Source organism: Qipengyuania sp. JC766 (assembly GCF_040717445.1).
Lineage (GTDB): Bacteria > Pseudomonadota > Alphaproteobacteria > Sphingomonadales > Sphingomonadaceae > JC766.
Genome location: NZ_JBFEFL010000001.1, coordinates 1,367,297 through 1,385,969 on the forward strand (window position 1 = coordinate 1,367,297; position 18,673 = coordinate 1,385,969).

The 18,673-nt window shown below is 65.5% G+C and carries 19 protein-coding genes; 12 read left to right on the forward strand and 7 right to left on the reverse strand.

Annotated features, from left to right (window positions below; all coding sequences use genetic code 11):
• Nucleotide 1 precedes the first annotated feature (1 nt).
• The 6 genes from AB1K63_RS06795 (at nucleotide 2) to AB1K63_RS06820 (ending at nucleotide 8,371) form a co-directional block, all read left to right on the forward strand.
• Nucleotides 2-2,965 carry a pitrilysin family protein gene (locus AB1K63_RS06795; protein ID WP_366959236.1) on the forward strand — a complete coding sequence of 988 codons (2,964 nt, stop codon included), beginning with the start codon at nucleotides 2-4 and terminating at the stop codon, nucleotides 2,963-2,965.
• Between the two features lie 38 nt (nucleotides 2,966-3,003).
• On the forward strand, nucleotides 3,004-3,309 hold the full coding sequence (locus tag AB1K63_RS06800; RefSeq protein WP_010238991.1) for a hypothetical protein: 306 nt from the start codon (nucleotides 3,004-3,006) through the stop codon (nucleotides 3,307-3,309).
• A 151-nt stretch (nucleotides 3,310-3,460) separates the two neighbouring features.
• Nucleotides 3,461-4,840: an NAD-dependent succinate-semialdehyde dehydrogenase gene (locus tag AB1K63_RS06805; protein ID WP_366959238.1), complete on the forward strand. Its 1,380-nt coding sequence runs from the start codon at nucleotides 3,461-3,463 to the stop codon at nucleotides 4,838-4,840.
• A gap of 100 nt (nucleotides 4,841-4,940) precedes the next feature.
• Complete coding sequence (locus tag AB1K63_RS06810) at nucleotides 4,941-6,278, forward strand: AarF/ABC1/UbiB kinase family protein (RefSeq protein WP_366960661.1); 1,338 nt, start codon at nucleotides 4,941-4,943, stop codon at nucleotides 6,276-6,278.
• Between the two features lie 103 nt (nucleotides 6,279-6,381).
• The gene (locus tag AB1K63_RS06815; RefSeq protein ID WP_366959239.1) at nucleotides 6,382-7,713 is read left to right on the forward strand and encodes a potassium transporter TrkG; all 1,332 of its coding nucleotides are present in this window, start codon (nucleotides 6,382-6,384) and stop codon (nucleotides 7,711-7,713) included.
• The gene (locus AB1K63_RS06820; protein ID WP_366959240.1) at nucleotides 7,703-8,371 is read left to right on the forward strand and encodes a TrkA family potassium uptake protein; all 669 of its coding nucleotides are present in this window, start codon (nucleotides 7,703-7,705) and stop codon (nucleotides 8,369-8,371) included. The genes AB1K63_RS06815 and AB1K63_RS06820 overlap by 11 nt, the downstream gene beginning before the upstream one ends.
• Nucleotides 8,372-8,392: 21 nt before the next feature.
• Here the strand turns inward: AB1K63_RS06820 and gatB are convergent, their stop codons facing one another.
• The 7 genes from gatB to rpsU all read right to left on the reverse strand — a co-directional run bounded on the left by gatB (nucleotide 8,393) and on the right by rpsU (nucleotide 14,772).
• Complete coding sequence (gatB, locus tag AB1K63_RS06825) at nucleotides 8,393-9,889, reverse strand: Asp-tRNA(Asn)/Glu-tRNA(Gln) amidotransferase subunit GatB (protein WP_366959242.1); 1,497 nt, start codon at nucleotides 9,887-9,889, stop codon at nucleotides 8,393-8,395.
• Nucleotides 9,882-10,121: a hypothetical protein gene (locus tag AB1K63_RS06830; protein ID WP_366959243.1), complete on the reverse strand. Its 240-nt coding sequence runs from the start codon at nucleotides 10,119-10,121 to the stop codon at nucleotides 9,882-9,884. Before AB1K63_RS06830 ends, gatB begins: the two co-directional genes overlap by 8 nt.
• Complete coding sequence (gene gatA, locus AB1K63_RS06835) at nucleotides 10,118-11,599, reverse strand: Asp-tRNA(Asn)/Glu-tRNA(Gln) amidotransferase subunit GatA (RefSeq protein ID WP_366959245.1); 1,482 nt, start codon at nucleotides 11,597-11,599, stop codon at nucleotides 10,118-10,120. Before gatA ends, AB1K63_RS06830 begins: the two co-directional genes overlap by 4 nt.
• Entirely contained in the window at nucleotides 11,599-11,901 is a 303-nt protein-coding gene (gatC, locus tag AB1K63_RS06840; protein WP_366959246.1) for an Asp-tRNA(Asn)/Glu-tRNA(Gln) amidotransferase subunit GatC, read from the reverse strand. The genes gatA and gatC overlap by 1 nt, the downstream gene beginning before the upstream one ends.
• A 54-nt stretch (nucleotides 11,902-11,955) precedes the next feature.
• Entirely contained in the window at nucleotides 11,956-13,743 is a 1,788-nt protein-coding gene (locus AB1K63_RS06845; RefSeq protein WP_366959247.1) for a DUF4153 domain-containing protein, read from the reverse strand.
• Between the two features lie 93 nt (nucleotides 13,744-13,836).
• On the reverse strand, nucleotides 13,837-14,451 hold the full coding sequence (locus AB1K63_RS06850; protein ID WP_366959249.1) for an FKBP-type peptidyl-prolyl cis-trans isomerase: 615 nt from the start codon (nucleotides 14,449-14,451) through the stop codon (nucleotides 13,837-13,839).
• A gap of 120 nt (nucleotides 14,452-14,571) precedes the next feature.
• Complete coding sequence (gene rpsU, locus AB1K63_RS06855; protein WP_366959250.1) at nucleotides 14,572-14,772, reverse strand: 30S ribosomal protein S21; 201 nt, start codon at nucleotides 14,770-14,772, stop codon at nucleotides 14,572-14,574.
• A 188-nt stretch (nucleotides 14,773-14,960) separates the two neighbouring features.
• Here rpsU and crcB point away from each other — a divergent pair, with 188 nt between their 5' ends.
• The 6 genes from crcB to AB1K63_RS06885 are packed head-to-tail and all read left to right on the forward strand — an operon-like array spanning nucleotide 14,961 to nucleotide 18,671.
• Nucleotides 14,961-15,353 (forward strand): fluoride efflux transporter CrcB, encoded by a 393-nt coding sequence (crcB, locus tag AB1K63_RS06860; RefSeq protein ID WP_366959251.1) that lies wholly within the window; start codon nucleotides 14,961-14,963, stop codon nucleotides 15,351-15,353.
• Nucleotides 15,350-16,519 carry an RluA family pseudouridine synthase gene (locus AB1K63_RS06865; protein ID WP_366959253.1) on the forward strand — a complete coding sequence of 390 codons (1,170 nt, stop codon included), beginning with the start codon at nucleotides 15,350-15,352 and terminating at the stop codon, nucleotides 16,517-16,519. The genes crcB and AB1K63_RS06865 overlap by 4 nt, the downstream gene beginning before the upstream one ends.
• Complete coding sequence (locus tag AB1K63_RS06870; protein ID WP_366959254.1) at nucleotides 16,519-17,121, forward strand: FMN-binding negative transcriptional regulator; 603 nt, start codon at nucleotides 16,519-16,521, stop codon at nucleotides 17,119-17,121. Before AB1K63_RS06865 ends, AB1K63_RS06870 begins: the two co-directional genes overlap by 1 nt.
• Complete coding sequence (locus AB1K63_RS06875; protein ID WP_366959255.1) at nucleotides 17,118-17,777, forward strand: HAD-IA family hydrolase; 660 nt, start codon at nucleotides 17,118-17,120, stop codon at nucleotides 17,775-17,777. The genes AB1K63_RS06870 and AB1K63_RS06875 overlap by 4 nt, the downstream gene beginning before the upstream one ends.
• The gene (locus tag AB1K63_RS06880; RefSeq protein ID WP_366959256.1) at nucleotides 17,764-17,979 is read left to right on the forward strand and encodes a hypothetical protein; all 216 of its coding nucleotides are present in this window, start codon (nucleotides 17,764-17,766) and stop codon (nucleotides 17,977-17,979) included. The genes AB1K63_RS06875 and AB1K63_RS06880 overlap by 14 nt, the downstream gene beginning before the upstream one ends.
• Nucleotides 17,976-18,671 carry an ATP12 family protein gene (locus AB1K63_RS06885; RefSeq protein ID WP_366959258.1) on the forward strand — a complete coding sequence of 232 codons (696 nt, stop codon included), beginning with the start codon at nucleotides 17,976-17,978 and terminating at the stop codon, nucleotides 18,669-18,671. The genes AB1K63_RS06880 and AB1K63_RS06885 overlap by 4 nt, the downstream gene beginning before the upstream one ends.
• Nucleotides 18,672-18,673: the final 2 nt, after the last annotated feature.

Genomic DNA, 18,673 nt, shown 5'->3' on the forward strand with positions numbered 1-18,673 from the left:
CATGCTTCGTATCTATACTTCCACCAGCATCGCCGCCCTCGCCCTGGCGCTGGGCGCCTGCACCACGACCGGGGCCGACGGCCTCGATGCCGATATCCTCTCGCAGGAGACCGAAGGCACCGTCCTCGCCGCCGACTCGACGGGCGATGCGGACGTGGCGCAGTTCGAAGCGGCGCCGCTCGAAGACCTCGTCGCGCAGGTCGACATTCCCTACGACCGGTTCGAACTGGACAACGGGCTGACCGTGCTGGTCCACGAAGATCGCAAGGCGCCCGTCGTCGCGATCAGCGTGTGGTACGACGTCGGCTCCAAGCACGAGCCCGACGGCAAGACCGGCTTTGCCCACCTGTTCGAACACCTGATGTTCAACGGCAGCGAGAACGCGCCGGGCGACTTCTTCGAACCCCTGCAGCAGGTCGGCGCGACCGACTTCAACGGCACCACCTGGTTCGACCGCACCAACTACTTCCAGACCGTCCCCACCGGCGCGCTCGACCGTGCCCTGATGCTGGAAAGCGACCGCATGGGTTACCTGCTGGGCGCCGTGACGCAGGAGAAGCTGGATAACCAGATCGGCGTCGTCCAGAACGAGAAGCGGCAGGGCGACAACCAGCCTTACGGCCTCGTGGAATACGAGCAGCTCGAAAACCTCTACCCCTCGGGGCACCCCTACCACCACTCGACCATCGGTTCGATGGAAGACCTTTCCAACGCCACGCTGGAAGACGTGAAGCAGTGGTTCCGCGACAACTACGCGCCCAACAACGCCATCCTCGTGCTGGCGGGCGACATCGACACCGCGACCGCACGCCAGAAGGTCAACAAATGGTTCGGCGCGATCCCCAGCGGTCCGGCCAGCCGCGAGGTCGAAGCGCCGGTCCCGACCCTGTCGGCCGAAAAGACCAAGGTCATCTACGACCAGATCGCGTCCCCGCGCGTCTACCGCATGTGGGCGGTACCGGGCCTCGACAATCCGGACTCGCTGCCGATTTCGATCGGCACGACGATCCTCGGAGGCCTCGCCAGTTCGCGGCTCGATGAAAGCCTGGTTCGCGGGCAGGAAGTCGCGACGTCCGTCAGCGCCAATGCCGGCATCTTCGCGCAGGCCGGCCAGGTCAGCATCTACGCGGACGTGAAGCCCGGTGTCGACACCGCGACGGCCGAAGCCGCACTCGACGCGCAGATCGCGAACTTCCTCGCCAATGGCCCGACGCAGGACGAACTGAACCGTGCCGTGACCAGCTATGCCGCCGGCGCCATCCGCGGTCTCGAGCAGAATGGCGGCTTTTCCGGCAAGGCGCCGACGCTGGCCGAAGGCCTGCTGTACGAAGGCGATCCGGCCGCATTCCGCGCCAATCTCGAACGCGCCGCGGCCATGACCCCGCAGGAAGTCCAGGCCGTGATGCAGCGCTGGCTCTCCCGTCCGGTCTTCAAGCTCGACGTCCTGCCGGGCGAACGGCAGGAAGGCGGAGAGAACCGCGGCGGTTTCATCTTCGGCGGCGACAATGACGGCCTGCCCGGCCCCGCCTTCTACAACCCGCCCTTCGCCCTGCAGGCGAGCGGCGGCGCGACGGCGCCCGAAGCGGACCGTTCGCAGCTTCCGGAAGTGGGCGAACTGAAGCCGCTCGACTTCCCCGACATCCAGCGTGCCACGCTGTCCAACGGGATGGAACTGTACTTCGCCCGCCGCGAAGGCGTGCCCACGGTCAGCGTCCAGATGGTCTTCGATGCCGGCTTCGCGGCCGATCCGAACGACCAGCTCGGGCTCCACTCGCTCATGCTGAGCGCGATGAACGAAGGCACGACGAGCCTCGATGCGTCCGAACTGGCCATCGCTCGCGAGCGCCTGGGTGCGCAGATCTGGGGCGGTGCCGATGCCGACACCACCTATTTCAACCTGAGCGCGCTGGTGCCGAACCTCGATGCCTCGCTCGAGCTGATGTCCGACTTCGTGCGCAACCCGGCCTTCGAGCCGCAGGCGCTCGAGCGCGTGCGCGCGCAGCAGCTGACGGCGATCACGAACGAGCTGAACAATCCGGGCGCGATCGGCCAGCGCACGATCGCCCCGATCCTGTTCGGCGACCATCCCTATGGCCGTCCGCCGAGCGGACGTGGCAATGCCGACGTCGTGTCCAGCCTGCAGGTTTCGGACCTTCGCCAGTTCCACTCCACCTGGTTGCGTCCGGACACGGCGAAGATCTTCATGGTCGGCGACACGACGCTGGCCGAAGCGCGCCGCCAGCTGGAAGCCAATTTCGGTGACTGGCAAGCACCGGCGTCGCCCCCGCCCACGAAGAACTACGATGCGCAAATCCCCGAACAGACCAACCGCATCGTGCTGGTCGACCGGCCCCAGTCGCCGCAGTCGATCATCCTCGCCGGCCGGGTCCTGGACTTCCGGGGCACGGACGACCTGATCACGCTGGGTGCCGCGAACGAGGTCTTTGGCGGCAGCTTCCTCAGCCGTATCAACATGAACCTGCGCGAGACCAAGGGCTGGTCCTACGGGGTGCGCAGCCTTGTTCAGCAACCGCTCGACCGGACGAGCTTCCTCATCTACGCGCCCGTCCAGGCGGACCGTACCGGGGACTCGATCGTCGAACTGCGCAAGGATCTGGCGTCCTACACGGACGGCCAGGGCGTCACCGAGGAAGAGCTGGTCCGGCTGATCAACGGCAATGTTCGCCAGCTGCCGGGCAGCTTCGAAACGAGCCGCGACGTTCTCGGCGGAATCTCCAACATCGTCCAGTACGGCCGACCGGACGACTATTACGAGACGCTGGCGGACAAGTACTCCGCCCTCACCGCCGATGAGATCGACGCTGCCGCGCTTGCATCCTTCACCGGGGACGATCTCGTCTTCGTGGTCGTCGGCGACGCAGACGAGGTGCGTCCGCAGCTTGACGCGCTCGGCCTGCCCGTGGAAGTGCGGCAATCCGGAACTTCGACCGCGTCGCAGGAGTAGGTTCCACAAGACAACGCATACCAAGCAAGGAGACGAGAATGTCCGTAGCAGGCACCTATGATACCGTCGTGAAGAGCCCGATGGGCGACCAGAAGGGGACCTTCACCGTGGTTCCGGGCGACGATGGCAACACCTTCACCGGCAGCATGGCCGGCGGCATGGGTTCCATGGATGTCAAGGACGGCACGATCGACGGCGACACGCTGAAGTGGAAGATGGACATGACCGTCCCGATGCCGATGGAACTGAACTGCGAAGCCACCGTCAACGGCGACCAGATGACCGGCAAGGTCAATGCGGGTGCCTTCGGCGACATGCCGCTGACGGGCGAAAAGCAGGGCTGACCCTCTTTTTTCTGTACTACTAAAACGAAGGCCGCCGGAGCGATCCGGCGGCCTTTTTTGATGCGCGCGGCCGTGCCGAAATCAGTTTCGGAACGGGACCGTCCTGCCTGACGTTCGGATAACAAACCCCGAAACCGGAAGGCATCCCCCCATGAACCAGGTAACCACCATCAATCCCGCCACGGGCGAAGACCTGTCGACCTACGACCGCATCTCGGCGGACGAAGCGAAGCACAAGGTCGAGGCGTGCCACGCAGCTTTCCAGGAATGGAAGATGCGCAGTCTCGAAGACCGGGCGGAGGTCCTGCGCGGAGTGGGCAAGGCCCTGCGCGACCACAAGGACGAACTCGCCCAGCTGATGACCGACGAGGTCGGCAAACTTATCAAGGATAGCCGCGACGAGGTCGAACTGTGCGCGGCCATCTGCGACTATACGGCAGAGAATGGTCCCAAGGAACTCGCGGACGAGAAGCGCGAACCCGGCAACGCCGGTCGCGGTATCGTCCATTACTCGCCCATCGGCGTGATCTACGGCATCCAGCCGTGGAACTTCCCCGCCTATCAGGTCATTCGCTACGCTATCGCCAACCTCATGACCGGCAATGGCGTGCTGCTGAAGCATGCCGCCAACTGCACCGGCAGCGGGCTCAAGATCGCGGAGATTTTCGAAAAGGGCGGACTGCCGGAGAACCTCTTCACCGTCCTCGTCATCGACCATGACGTGTCGGACGCGATCATCGCGCACAACAAGGTGCGTGGTGTGACCCTCACCGGGTCCGATGGTGCGGGCAAGCACATTGCGGAAGAAGCCGGCAAGGCGCTCAAGCCCACGGTGCTCGAGCTCGGATCGAACGATGCCTATCTCGTGCTGGAGGACGCCGACCTCGATGTCGCCGTGAAAGTCTGCGCCAATGCGCGGCTCTACAACAATGGCCAGACCTGCATCAACGGCAAGCGGTTCATCGTGACGGAAGCCGTCTACGACGAATTCGTCGAAAAATTCGTCGCCCGGTTCGAAGCGGTCAAGACCGGCGATCCCAATTCAGACGATACCGACATGGGCCCGATGGCCCGCACCGACCTGCGGGACGATGTCCAGAAGCAGGTCGACCAGTCGGTCGAAAAGGGCGCGACCATCGCCTGCGGCGGCGAGATCCCGGACGGCCCGGGCGCGTTCTATCCCGCCACCGTCCTGACCGATGTGGCCAAGGGCCAGCCGGCCTATGACGACGAGATCTTCGGCCCCGTGGCTTCCGTCATCCGCGCGAAGGACGACGAGGATGCCATGCGCATCGCAAACGACAGCCGCTACGGGCTCGGCGGCGGCATCCTGTCGCGCAATACCGAAAAGGCGATCGAACTGGCGGCGCAGCATTTCGATACCGGCATGATCTTCATCAACACCTTCGGTGTCGCCGACCCTTCCATGCCCTTCGGCGGAGTCAAGAATTCGGGCTACGGCCGCGAACATGGCGGCTTCGGCATAAAGGAGTTCGCCAACGCCAAGGCGATTTTCGTCGGCGCCGACTGACGAAGACGCGATATCCGGAAAGGGCCGTCGGAGAAATCCGGCGGCCCTTCCTGCGTTTCGTTGCTGACGCGCTGACCATTTCGGAGGTAATGCCATGCCGATGGACGACGAGGACGATACGCCTGTCGACAATGCCCGCTACCGCGCGGTGCCCAGCGGCCGCGCGTCGCGGCTCGGCGCCTTCGGCAAACTTGCCGGCGGGGTTGCCGGAAGCCTGATCGGGGAAGGCGCGCGCCGTCTCGCACGTGGCGAACGCCCCCAGATGCGCGACCTGCTCCTGACCCCGGCGAATGCCCGTCGCCTGACCGACCAGCTTTCCCACCTGCGTGGCGCCGCCATGAAGCTGGGCCAGATGATCAGCATGGATGCAGGCGAGTTTCTTCCGCCGGAGCTCGCGGAGATACTGTCCGCCCTTCGGTCACAGGCCCATCGGATGCCACCGGCGCAGCTGCGCGATGTCCTCGATGCCGAATGGGGCAAGGGCTGGCGCACGCGCTTCCGGCGGTTCAACGCCACGCCCATCGCCGCCGCCTCCATCGGGCAGGTCCATCACGCGATCCTGCCCGACGGCCGCGAATTGGCGATCAAGGTCCAGTATCCCGGCGTTCGCGAGAGCATCGACAGCGATGTCGACAATGTCGCGACCTTGCTGCGCGTGTCGGGCCTGCTGCCGCGCGAACTGGCGATCGGGCCGCTGCTGGAGGAAGCGAAGCGGCAATTGCACGAAGAGGCGGACTATCTGCGCGAAGCGGAGCAGATGCGCCGCTATGCCACGATGCTGGATGGCGACGACCGCTATCTCGTCCCCCTGCCCCATGACGACCTCTCGACGGTCAGGGTCCTCACCATGGATTTCGTCGCCGGCGAACCGATCGAGGCGCTGGAGACCGAGCCGCAGGACATCCGCGATCGCGCCATGGCTGAACTGATCGACCTGGTGCTGCGCGAACTGTTCGAGTTCGGCGTCATGCAGACCGATCCCAACTTTGCCAATTACCGGTACCGGCGTGAAACCGGACAGCTCATCCTACTCGATTTCGGGGCCGCCCGCGACGTCGAACCCTCGGTCGCGGACGGGTACCGGCGCCTGCTCTCGGCGGGGCTGGCCGAAGACCGGGATGCGGTGCGCGCGGCAGCGGTGGAGGCCGGTTTCGTCGGCCCCGCCGTCGTCGAGAACCATCGCGACCTGCTCGACCGGATGATCGACATCGTCCTTCGCGAGATGAACCGCGAAGGCCCGTTCGATTTCGGGGACCGCGCCTTCGTCGGCGTCCTTCGTGAACAGGGCATGGAAATGGCGAGCGACCGGGCGACCTGGCACATCCCGCCTGTCGAAACGCTGTTCGTACAGCGCAAGATCAGCGGGACGGCGCTTCTTGCAGCACGGGTGAAAGCGCGCGTGGACATCCGCGAAATGGCCCGCTCCTATCTCGGCTGACGGGCGAAAGGTAGGCCCGTATCATTATCGTCTTGCTCCGACTCGGATTGAGGCATAAGCGCGCCGCCCGCCCATCGCAGAGGCGTCCGTGAGGTCCTTTCGCTTGCCGAAGCCGCTCCAGAACCCGATCCGCTTCATCCCGGCCCTGTTCCTGGCCGCGATCGGGATCGGCACGATCCTGCTGATGCTACCCGTCGCCCGGGTCGGGAGCGATAGCGCACCTTTCATCACCGCCCTGTTCACGGCGACCTCGGCCGTGGCGGTCACCGGCCTCATCGTGGTCGATACCCCCACCTACTGGACCGGCTTCGGACAGGGCGTCATCCTGCTGCTGTTCCAGATCGGCGGGTTCGGAATCATGACCGCCGCCACGCTGCTCGGCCTGCTCGCCGGGCGCAGCTTCGGCTTGCGCGACCGGATGGCCACCCAGGTGGAACGCAGCCGGCTGGACATCGGCAGCGCACGCTCCGTCCTGAAGCTGGTACTGGGCATCACCGTGACGGTGGAACTGATCGTCGCGGCGATCCTGACCCTGCGCTTCCACTTCCACCACGGTTTCGGCTGGGGAGAGGCGCTGTGGCACGGCGTGTTTCATTCGGTCAGCGCGTTCAACAATGCCGGCTTCTCGACCTTTTCGGACAGCGTCATGGGCTTCCAGTCAGATTGGCTGATCCTGGTCCCCATCATGCTGTCGGTCATCATTACCGCCCTTGGCTTCCCGGTGATGCAGGAACTGCGCGCCCGTCCGTTCGCGGTGCGCAAATGGACGCTTCATTCGAAGATCACCGTCCTCGGCACGGTGCTGCTGCTATCGGCGGGCTTCATCGGCGTGCTGGTGGCCGAATGGTCCAACCCCGACACGCTCGGCCCGATGTCGTTCGCGGACAAGGCGCTCAACGCCGCCTTCCATTCCGCCATGCCGCGCACCGCCGGTTTCAACAGCCTCGACGTCGGCAGCTTCCGTGACGAGACGTTGATGGGCAATTACCTGCTCATGTTCATCGGCGGCGGCAGCGCGGGGACCGCCGGCGGGATCAAGATAACGACCTTCTTCGTGCTGCTGGCAATCGTCTTCTGCGAAGTCCGCGGGCAGCGCGACGCTGCCCTGTTCGGTCGCCGCGTGGGCCATGGCATTGAACGGCAGGCCTTGTCGGTCATCATCCTAGCGCTGATGCTCATCACCCTCGGCACCGCCTTCATCCTGGCCATCACTCCGCTGCCGATGGACGCGGTGCTGTTCGAAACGATCTCCGCCTTTTCCACCGTCGGCCTGTCCACCGGCATCACGGCGGACCTGCCGGTGGCAGGCCAGCTCGTCATCATCGCGCTGATGTTCATCGGGCGGGTCGGAACCATTACCGTCGCAACGGCGCTGGCGCTGGGCGATGCACGCAAACCCTATCGTTATCCGGAGGAGAACCCCATTGTCGGCTAAACGCAGGAAACCGATCCTCGTCATCGGTCTGGGCCGTTTCGGCGAAGCCGTGGCCCGCTCGCTCGGCCGAATGGGCCACGAAGTCCTCGGCATCGACGTGAGCCCCGAAAACGTGCGCCAGATGGCCGATGTGGTGACCCAGTGCGTGGAAGCGGATGCCACCGACATAGAAACGCTGCGCAAACTTGGCGTCGAGGATTTCGAGGCTGCAGTCGTCGGGATCGGCACCGATCTCGAGGCGAGCGTCCTGTCGGTCCTCGCCCTCTCCGACCTCGGCGTACAGCAGATCTGGGCCAAGGCCATCAACGCCAATCACGGCCGCATCCTGGAGCGGACCGGCGCGACCAACATCGTCTATCCCGAAGCGAGGATGGGTGAGCGCGTGGCCCATATCCTGAGCGGACAGATGATCGATTACATCGAGTTCGACGACGACTTCGCCATCGCCAAGATGGCCACGCCGAGCGACGTTTCCGGCAAATCGCTCGGCCAGAGCCGTATCCGGACCGATCACGGCGTTACGGTGGTCGGCGTCAAGCGGCCGGGCCAGGACTTCATCTATGCAGAAGCGCACACGCAGGTCGAACTGGGCGACCTGCTGATCGTGTCCGGGACCCGCCAGCGGGTCGAACGGTTCGTGGCCCGCGCCGGGAAATAGGCCGGCGGACGGAGCCGGGCGTCAGCCCAGCTTGTCCTTCAGCAGCTGGTTCACCACCGCCGGGTTGGCCTTGCCCTGCATCGCCTTCATCGTCTGGCCGACGAAGAAGCCGAACAGCTTGTCCTTCCCGCCGCGATACTGCTCCACCTTGTCCTGGTTGTTGGCAAGGATGTCGTCGATCGCGCTTTCGATCGCACCGGTATCGCTGACCTGCTTCAAGCCCTCGGTCTCGGCGATCTCGGCCGGCTCGCGTCCGGTCTTGAGGACGATCTCGTAGATTTCCTTTGCCTGTCCGCCGGAAATCTCGCCCTTATCCTGCATCGCCAGGATCGCTGCCTGCGCATCGGCCTTGGCGAAGGCGGGGTCCGCTTCCTCGCCCAGCGACTTCATAACGCCCGGTGCCACCGAAAGCGCCCAGTTGGCGACCTGCGTGGCGACGTCGGCCGCCGGCTTGCCGATCGCCTTCGCGCTCGCTTCCAGCAGCGTTTCGAAACGGGCGAAGGTCTCCACCTCCGCCGTCAGTTCGCGTGCGTTGTAGGGCGTCAGGCCCAGTTCCTGCTCGTACCGGCGGCGCTTGGCATCCGGCAGCTCGGGCAGGCTCTCGCGGCATTCGGCGAGGAAGTCCTCATCCAGTTCCAGCGGCAGCAGGTCCGGATCGGGGAAATAGCGATAATCGTGCGCGTCTTCCTTGCTGCGCATGGTGCGCGTGGTGCCGGTGTTGGGATCGAACAGGCGGGTTTCCTGGTCCACCGTGCCGCCATTCTCGATCACGTCGACCTGGCGATTCGCCTCGTATTCGATGACCTGCATCACGAACCGCACCGAATTGACGTTCTTCGTTTCGGTGCGCGTTCCGAATTCCGCGCCGGGCTTGCGCACGGACACGTTCACGTCCGCGCGCATCGAACCTTCTTCCATGTTGCCGTCGCAACTGCCGACATAGCGCAGGATGCTGCGCAGCTTGCGGACATAGGCGCCGGCCTCGGCGGGGCTGCGCATGTCGGGCCGGGAAACGATTTCCATCAGCGCCACGCCGCTGCGGTTGAGGTCGACATAGCTCATGGTCGGGTGCTGGTCGTGCATCAGCTTGCCCGCGTCCTGCTCCACATGGATACGTTCGATCCCGATGACCTTGTCCTCGGGAATGCCGGCCTTTTCGTCCGCCTCGATCAGCAGCTGCCCCTCGCCCACGAGCGGGTGGTAGAGCTGGCTGATCTGGTAGCCCTGCGGCAAGTCGGCGTAGAAGTAGTTCTTCCGGTCGAACCGGCTCCAGGCGTTGATCTGCGCCTCGATCGCCATGCCGGTGCGCACTGCCTGGCGGATGCATTCGCGGTTGGGCACGGGCAGCATGCCGGGCATCGCCGCGTCGACCAGGCTGACCTGCGCGTTCGGCTCCGCCCCGAACTCGGTGGAGGCGCCGGAAAACAGCTTCGCGTTGGAAGTCACCTGTGCATGGACCTCGAGGCCGATCACGACCTCCCACTCGCCTGTCGCGCCCTGGATGCGGTAATTAGTCATCGTCTATTACCTTGCCATTCTGATTGAAACGAGCCTCGCCCATGCCGTGCGATTTCGCGAAGCGGTCTAATAAGGAGAGGAGTAAAACCAAGCCAAAGACCACGCCGGCGATCCTGAGAAGGCTTCCGAATTCCGCCGCGCCCCACTGCCAAGGCGGGTTCTCGAGCCAAATTATTCCCATAAAGACCACAAAGACCAGCGACATACCCGAACGGTAGAGCCTGTCCCTCACCACCACTTCTCCGGCTTTGCGGCAAATTGCGCCCGCTGTTCTATCGCAAGGCCCGCATTCAACACGCCCTGCTCGTCGAAAGGCTTGCCCACGATCTGCAGGCCGAGCGGGAGCCCGTCCTTGTTGACCGTCGCCGGGACGCTCATCGCCGGCAGGCCTGCGAGCGATGCCGGCACCGCGAACACGTCGTTCAGGTACATGGTCAGCGGATCGTCGTTCAACGATCCCAGCGGGAAGCTGGCGGTCGGCGTGGTCGGCGCAAGGATCGCGTCGCACTGCGCCCAGGCCTTTTCGAAGTCGCGGGCGACCAGCGCGCGGACTTTCTGCGCCTGGTTGTAATAGGCGTCGTAGAAGCCGGCGCTGAGCACATAGGTGCCGATCAGGATGCGGCGCTTGACCTCGTCCCCGAAACCGGCGGCGCGCGTGGCGGCGTACATGTCCTGCAGCCCCGCCCCGTCCGGCAGGTCGCGCAGGCCGTACCGCACGCCGTCATAGCGCGCGAGGTTGCTGGACGCTTCGGCGGGCGCGATGATGTAATAGGCCGGCAGCGCGTATTTCGTGTGCGGCAGCGAGATATCGACGATCTCGGCGCCCGCATCGCGCAGCCATTCCTTGCCCTGTTCCCAGCTGGCGAGGATTTCCTCGTCCGTACCGTCCATCCGGTATTCCTTCGGGATACCGATCTTCTTACCTTTCAGGTCCGCCGAAAGGCCGGCTTCCCATTCGGGCACGGGCATGTCGAGACTGGTCGAATCCTTCGGGTCGAAGCCCGCCATCGCTTCCAGCATGATCGCGCAGTCGGTGACGTCGCGCGCCATCGGCCCGGCCTGGTCGAGGCTGCTGGCAAAGGCGACGATGCCCCAACGGCTGCAACGGCCATAGGTCGGCTTGATCCCGGTAATGCCGGCAAATGCGGCGGGCTGCCGGATCGATCCGCCGGTGTCCGTGCCGGTCGCGGCAGGCGCGATGCGCGCGGCGACTGCGGCGGAGGATCCGCCGGACGATCCGCCCGGGCTCATCGCCGAATTGCTGCCCTGCTTGCGCCAGGGGGAAGATACATTGCCGAAATAGCTCGTCTCGTTGGACGACCCCATGGCGAACTGGTCGAGGTTCAGCTTGCCCAGCATGCCGGCACCTGCGTCCCAAAGCTTCTGAGAAACGGTGCTCTCGTATTCCGGGACGAAGCCTTCGAGGATGCGGCTCGCAGCCGTGCTCTGCACACCCTTCGTGCAGAACAGGTCCTTCATGCCGATCGGCACGCCCGCCATCTTGCCGAGCGTCCTTCCGCCGGAGCGCGAGTCATCGACCGCTTCGGCGGCCTCGATCGCCTTGTCCGGCGTGGCGATGATGAAGGCGTTAAGCGCGCCCGCGTCAGCGACCGCCGCGTTGTAGCTTTCCGCCACTTCGCGTGCCGTGAATTCGCCGGAGACGACCCCGTCGCGGATCGCCTTCACACCCATGTTGGTGAAGTCCGTCATTATTCGATCACCTTGGGGACGCCGAAGAAACCGTGTTCGGCGGCCGGAGCGTTGGCGAGCACGTCCTCTCGCCGGCCACCGCCGGTCAGCGGGTCGGCGTCGATCTCGTCCGCGCGCAGGCGCAGTTGCTGCGGAATGACTGCCGTCATCGGCTGGACGTCGCTCGTATCGACCTCGCCCAGCTGCTCGACCCAGTCGAGGATGTTGTTCAGTTCCGGCGCCATGCGCTCGAGCTCCGCATCGGACATGCGGATGCGGGCAAGACTGGCGATTTTCGCCACTTCGTCGCGAGTGATAGACATAGTGATCGCGTTAGCCGTGCCGCATCGCACCATCAAGCAGCCCGTGCGAGGTATCTAATCGAAAATCGGGCCAACCTGTTTATCACCGATAAAGATGCTCCGCTCTTGCGCAGGAGCGATCCGCACGTCGCCGCGCTCGATTGCCTCTCGCTCCAAGCGAAGCGATTCACGTTCTTCCTCAGCGGACATCTCAGGCTCGGTTGGAATTGACTGGATGGCGACCCACGAACCGTCGATCAAGACGAAGGGTTCAGCATCAATACTGCAATCATACTTTGGTTCGATAGCATCATCGCGGGACACCCGCGGCGGGACGCACCGATCTCCGAGAACAGCGGCGGTTCTCCCGTCAGGCTGCAGATAGATGCGACAAACCAGATCGCCGCGACAGACCGGCTCGGACTTGATCGCTTCGGCGAGTGCATCCGGCATCTGGGCACCAGATGGGTAGACAATGATCTGGTCCGTCATGTCGCTCACCCAAAACTCGTCGCTCCAGCGGTCCGGACGAGATTCCTGGGCCAAAGCCTCTCCAGCCTCGACACGTATCGCTTCGTCTTTCGACGCGACCAGAGCCGCGAGGCCATCTCGCCCCGCATCGCCGAAGTCCCAGCGCAGAGCGGCGAAGTCGAACTCTTCCGGAGAAACTTCGCCCGATTGCAACCGCGCCAGCTGGTCGCGGGTCGAGATCGCGCCGAAATCGAGCAGCGGCATGGCGAGCACGAATGCGATAGCGCAAGTCACCACGGCGAGATGCAGGTTGGCGCGCCGGATATGCGCGCCCCAGCCCGTCAGGCGCCCCCGGACGAGCGCGGCCCAGTACGCCACGCCATAGGCAAATGCGATGGCGATCGCGACCAGCGCCCAGATCCGCTCGGGCGCGAGACCGTACTGGTCGATGCGGATCCCCATGCTGATCGCGGCGAAGATTGTCAGCGGGAGGATCATGACGGCAAGTGCCAGAGCGGCGGCTTGCATGACCACGTTGCCGCTGCGCGATGCATCGTCGTCCCGCACCACGGAATTGGCGAGGACGAAGCATCCGACGGCGCAGGCCAGCAGGACCGGCGTCGCGCTGTCGGTCGCTTCCCACAGGGCGTTGCCGCCCGAAAGCAACAGGATCGCCACGAAGATGACGACTGCCAGCGCGAACGGCACTGTGAGCAGGGAGAATACCAGCATGACGACACGCTGCAGCGTCCCGATCACGCCGATCTGGTTACGCAGGACCCCCAGCGCCCCGCCGAATGTCGCCCCGCAAAAAAGCCCGACGAACCATCCTTCGCGAATCATCTCGTCGATGAGATCGATCCCGACGAGGCTGAACAGCCCGTGCAGCAGCCACAGCAATATCCAGCTCAGGATGACGAACAGGAACGCGCCCCCGGCGCAGACCGCGTCGGTCCAGACATGGAAATGCGTGTCGCAATAGGGTGTGTGCCAGCGCAGGCGGTGGAAATCGGACTGGTAGAGCGGAATGGCGAGGAGCGCGAAGAAGACGCCGGCGGCAAAGGCATATTCCTCGCCCGCATAGCTGGCCCCGGCCGCGACGGCCCAGCCCGAGATCCCGCCCATGACCGCCCCCACGCCGGCGGCGAAGGCGAGGTCCGCGATACGGATGGGTGGCCCCAGGACGAAGCCAAGGGTGCCCGAAGCGAAGAATATGAAAGCGGCGAAGGCGGATCGGACGGGGCCGGGATCGAAGCCGTCGAGCAGCTCCCAGACGACCAGTCCAGCCACGCCGCCCAGAGCGGCCAGGATGGCGGGACGCAGCGGCCAGTCCTCGGCCTCGGAACTCGCGATCGGCGTTTCCCCTGCCGCGTCCCCGGATCGGTCGATCATCTTCGTGCCCCCTCGCGCAGTCCGGACCGAAGAATACCGGTCCGGACCGCAAAGGCACGTGAAATCGGTGGCCGCCGCCCTGACGGCCCGGTCTTACTGCGGGGGAGCGGGCTGCGGAGGCGGCGCCTGCGGCGTGCCGGGCGCGCCGCCCTCTGCCCCTTCGGCCGGCTGGCCCTGCATCATCTGCTGCTGCATCATGCCCTGCAGCACCTGAAGCCGGCGATCGAAATCGGCGCGGCTCATGATCTCGACCACTTCGACCTCGAAGGTCAGGTCGGATCCCGGCGGAATGGGGGAGCCGGGCTGCGGCGTATCGCCATAGGCCTGGTCGGACGGGATTTCGAAGCGGTAGGTCCCGCCCTTCTGCACCTGCGTCAAACCTTCGTAGAATCCGGGGATCGAAGCGCCTTCCTCCACCGGGAAAGGCGTGCCTTCGGGGAAGAAACCTGCGATTTCGGGCGGCGTCGGCTGCGACTGGTCGAACACCGTGCCATCCTCCAGCTGCCCTTCGTATTTCGCGAACACCACGTCGCCTTCCTTGGCGACCGGACCGGTGCCCGCCTGCACCACGGTGATGCTGGTTCCCGGCGGCACGGTGGCCCAAGCCAGCCCCGCTCCCACGAGCACGGCGGCGATGATGCCGATCCACATCTTGGCAAGCGTGCCCTTGCCGATGGGCTTCAACGGTACGCGGGTAACTTCGGTCATGGCATGTCCTGGAAAAAGCGCCGGCAAAACAAAAGGGCGCGGATTTCGTGAATCCGCGCCCTGATGGCTTATCGACAGTGTCGGTTCAAGCGCGAATGCCCGTGCGGGCACAGCATATGGTCAGCCGTCGCGTTCGGCGCGCTTGCGATCCATCTTGCGCGCACGGCGAACGGCGGCGGCCTTTTCACGGGCGCGCTTCTCGCTCGGCTTTTCGTAATGGCGACGCAGCTTCATCTCGCGATAGACACCTTCGCGCTGCAGCTTCTTCTTGAGCGCGCGCAAGGCCTGTTCCACATTGTTATCGCGAACGACGATCTGCATAAATCCAAACACCTCGATACGAAGGCAGAGCCCGCAGATCGCGCGGGAGTGCGCTTCTCATTGAAACGAAAAAAGCGCCGAATCCAATCAGGATCGGCTCAGCTGGTGCCTTCTATACGCAAGAGCGGCCCTTCTTGCAAGTGTCCTGCGCCTTTCCCTCGGCCATGCGCATCGCTACAGCGCACCTCATGGCATCACCTTCACCCCTACTGGCAACGGGTCTGGTCGCGATCGGCGGCGGCATCGGCGCGGCGCTGCGCTTCCATCTCGGCCGTGCGATCGGCCCGCTGGCCGGCGGTTTTCCGGCCGCGACCCTGACCGCCAATGTCGGGGGAAGCCTGGCGATGGGGCTCCTCGCGGGATGGCTGGCCCGGCACGGCACGGGCGGCGAAAGCCTGCGCCTGCTATTGGGGGTCGGGCTGCTGGGCGGCTTCACCACCTTTTCCGCGTTCAGCCTCGAGATGATGCTGCTGATCGAGCGCGGCCAGGCCGGCATGGCCATCGGATACGCGGCCGCTTCGGTCGCGGCTGGCCTGCTCGGCCTCTATCTAGGCCTCCTGGTCATGCGGGCGACGGCATGAGCACGGACGCATCCCGGGAAGTGCGCCAGTTCACCGTGGCGCCGGACGATGACGGCGTGCGCCTCGACCGCTGGTTCAAGCGGCACCTGCCGCAGATCGGCTTCGCCACCATCGGCAAATGGGCCCGCACCGGCCAGATCCGCGTGGACGGCAAGCGGGCCAAGCCGGACGACCGGCTCCAGGCGGGCCAGGTCCTGCGCGTACCGCCCGGCGGCGAATCGCCGCATCGCAAGCCGCGCGCGCGCCGCGAATTGACCGCGGAGGAGCTGTCGCAGGCAGAGGACATGGTAATCAGGACCACCCCGTCCGCCATCGTGCTCAACAAGCCCCCGGGCCTCGCCACGCAGGGCGGCAGCAAGACGACCAAGCACGTGGACGGCCTGCTCGATGCCTACGCACCGGGAGAGGACGATCCGCGCCCGCGCCTCGTCCACCGGCTGGACAAGGACACCAGCGGGGTCCTGCTGGTTGCCCGCACGCCGGGCAGCGCCGCGTCCTATTCCAAGCGCTTTTCGGGCCGCAGCGCGAAGAAGATCTACTGGGCGCTCGTCGTGGGCGTGCCCGACGTGCGCGAGGGCACGATCGACGCGCCGCTCGCCAAACAGCCGGGCACGGGCGGCGAGAAGATGCACGTGGACGAGGAAAACGGCCAGGCCGCGAAGACGCGCTACCGGGTCGTCGATTCGGCGGGCAAGAAGGCCTGCTGGGTCGAACTGGAGCCGCTGACCGGCCGCACCCACCAGTTGCGCGTCCATCTCGCCGCGATCGGCCACCCGATCGTGGGCGATGGCAAGTATGGCGGGCAGGACGCGATGCTGACCGGCAGCGTGAGCCGCAAGATGCACCTGCACGCGCGCCGCCTGATCATCGACCAGCCCGAGGGCGGCAAGCTGGACGTGACGGCCGACCTGCCCGAACATTTCGCCGCCACGATGGAACAGCTCGGCTTCGATCCGGCACTGAGCGACGCGGAGCCCGAACGCGGCCCACCCGAGCGCAGCAAGGCGGAAAAGAAGCAGGCCGCGCGCCAGCACGCCAAGCAGTATCGCCGTGCCCAGCGCGGGCCGCGCCGCGCGCGCGGGGGTGCCGGACCGGGCGGCGGAAAGCCAGGCGGAAAGGGCGGCGCGAAGCCCGGCGCGAAGCCCGGCAGGGGCCGCAAGCGCTGATGCATCCCCATCCCGCCTTTCGCGACGGGGATCGCGCGCTACACGAAACGCTGATCGAACAGATCGGCTTCGGCATGGTGTTCGCGCAGACGCCGGACGGTCCGCGCGTCGCGCATACCCCGCTGGTGTCGACCGGCGACGGAGCGATCCAGTTCCACCTTTCGCGCGGCAACGCGATGACGCGCCACCTCGCAGGCACCACCGCGCTTCTGCTGGTCAACGGACCCGACGCCTACGTCTCGCCGCGCTGGTACGCCGATCCCAGCCAGGCGCCGACATGGAATTATGTCGCGCTGGAAATGGAAGGTCCGGTCCGCCGCATGGAACGCGAAGGCCTGGAAGCGTTCCTCGAAGCGCTCGCCGCCCGCAGCGAAGGGCGGATCACGGATGGCGGCGCGCCGTGGACGATGGACAAGATGGAGGACGATTACCGGCGCAAGCTGCTCGCCGGGATCGTCGGCTTCGAAATGGAAGTGCGCGCTTGGCGCGATACGGTGAAGCTGTCCCAGAACAAGCCGGAGGACGAGCGGGAACGCCTGATCGAAGGGCTTGATGCCCAAGGGTCCGCGGCCATTGCCGAACTGATGCGGACGCTGGCGTGACGCGCCTCGCCATATTCGATTGCGACGGAACCCTGGTCGACGGGCAAGCCGGCGTGTGCGACGCCATGGAAATCGCCTTTGCGCGGGCCGACCTCCCTCTGCCGGACCGCAATGCCGTGCGCCGGATCGTAGGGTTAAGCCTGCCGCAGGCCGTTCGCCAGCTTGCCCCCGACGCGCCGGGAGAACGGCAGGCCGCGGCCGTCGATGCCTACAAGGAGGCGTTCCGGGCCAGCAGGCTGGAAGGCCGCCTGCAGGAACCGCTGTATGACGGGATCGCCGCACTGCTGGCGGATCTTTCCGCAAACGGATGGCAGCTTGCCGTGGCGACCGGCAAGTCCGATCGCGGCCTGCAATCCTGCCTTGCCACGCACGATTTGCTGGACCTGTTCTGCAGCCTGCAGACAGCGGACCGGCACCCTTCCAAGCCCCATCCGGCCATGCTCGAAGCGACGCTTTTCGAAGCGGGCGCGCAGCCGGGCGACGCCTTGATGATCGGCGACACTACGTTCGACATCGCGATGGCCCGCGCCGCGGGCGTGGACGCGATCGGCGTCGCCTGGGGCTACCACACGCCGGCAGAACTGATCGAGGCCGGCGCCCGCGGTGTGGCGGCAGATGCTGCGGAACTGAAGGACATGCTGAATGACCAATCCTGACGATCTGGCCCGGACGCGCTTCTTCCTGATGTCGATGATGCGGCTGGGCGGCGCGGTGCTGGCCCTGATCGGTGCCGTACTGGTGTCCGGCCGCATCGTCGATGCGCCGATCCTGGGCTACGGCCTGATCGTCATCGGCATGGTCGAATTTTTCTTCCTTCCCAAGTTGATGGCAAAACGCTGGCGGAGCCCGCCGGAATGAAGCGGTTCTACAAGGATGCGACGGCGCGGCGCGAGGGCGACGGATGGCTTGTCATGCTGGACGAACGCCCGGTAAAGACCGCGCAGGGCAAGCTGCAAATCGTACCTTCCCTCGGCCTGGCCGAAGCGATGGCGGCCGAATGGCGCGCGCAAGGGGAAATGCTCGATCCCCGTTCCCTGCCGCTGCGCGATCTTGCGGACCTGGCGATCGACGTGGTCGCACCCGATCCGCAGCAGACCATCATCGAAACGCTTCCCTTCGCGGAGACCGACACGCTCTGCTATCGCGGCGATCCCGGCACGCCCCTGTTCGAGCGGCAGGAAGCGCTGTGGGAACCGCTGCTCGAAAACCTGGAGCGGCACACCGCGACGCGCTTCGAGCGGATATCGGGCGTCCTGCACCGGCCCCAGCCTGCAGAGACCATCGACGCCCTCTCGCGCGAACTGGCGCAGCTCGACCCGTTCCGGATGGCCGCGGTCAGGACCATGGCCTCGCTCGCCGCATCGCTGTGCATCGCTCTCGCGGCACTCGATCCGGACAGCGATCCGCAGGAACTGTGGAACGCCGCCAATCTGGAAGAGGACTGGCAGGCCGAACAATGGGGCATCGACGCCGAAGCCGCGGCGGTCCGGGAGGCGAAAGAAGCGCTCTTCCTGACGGCCGGCCGCTTCGCGCGACTGATCGGCGAATGAGC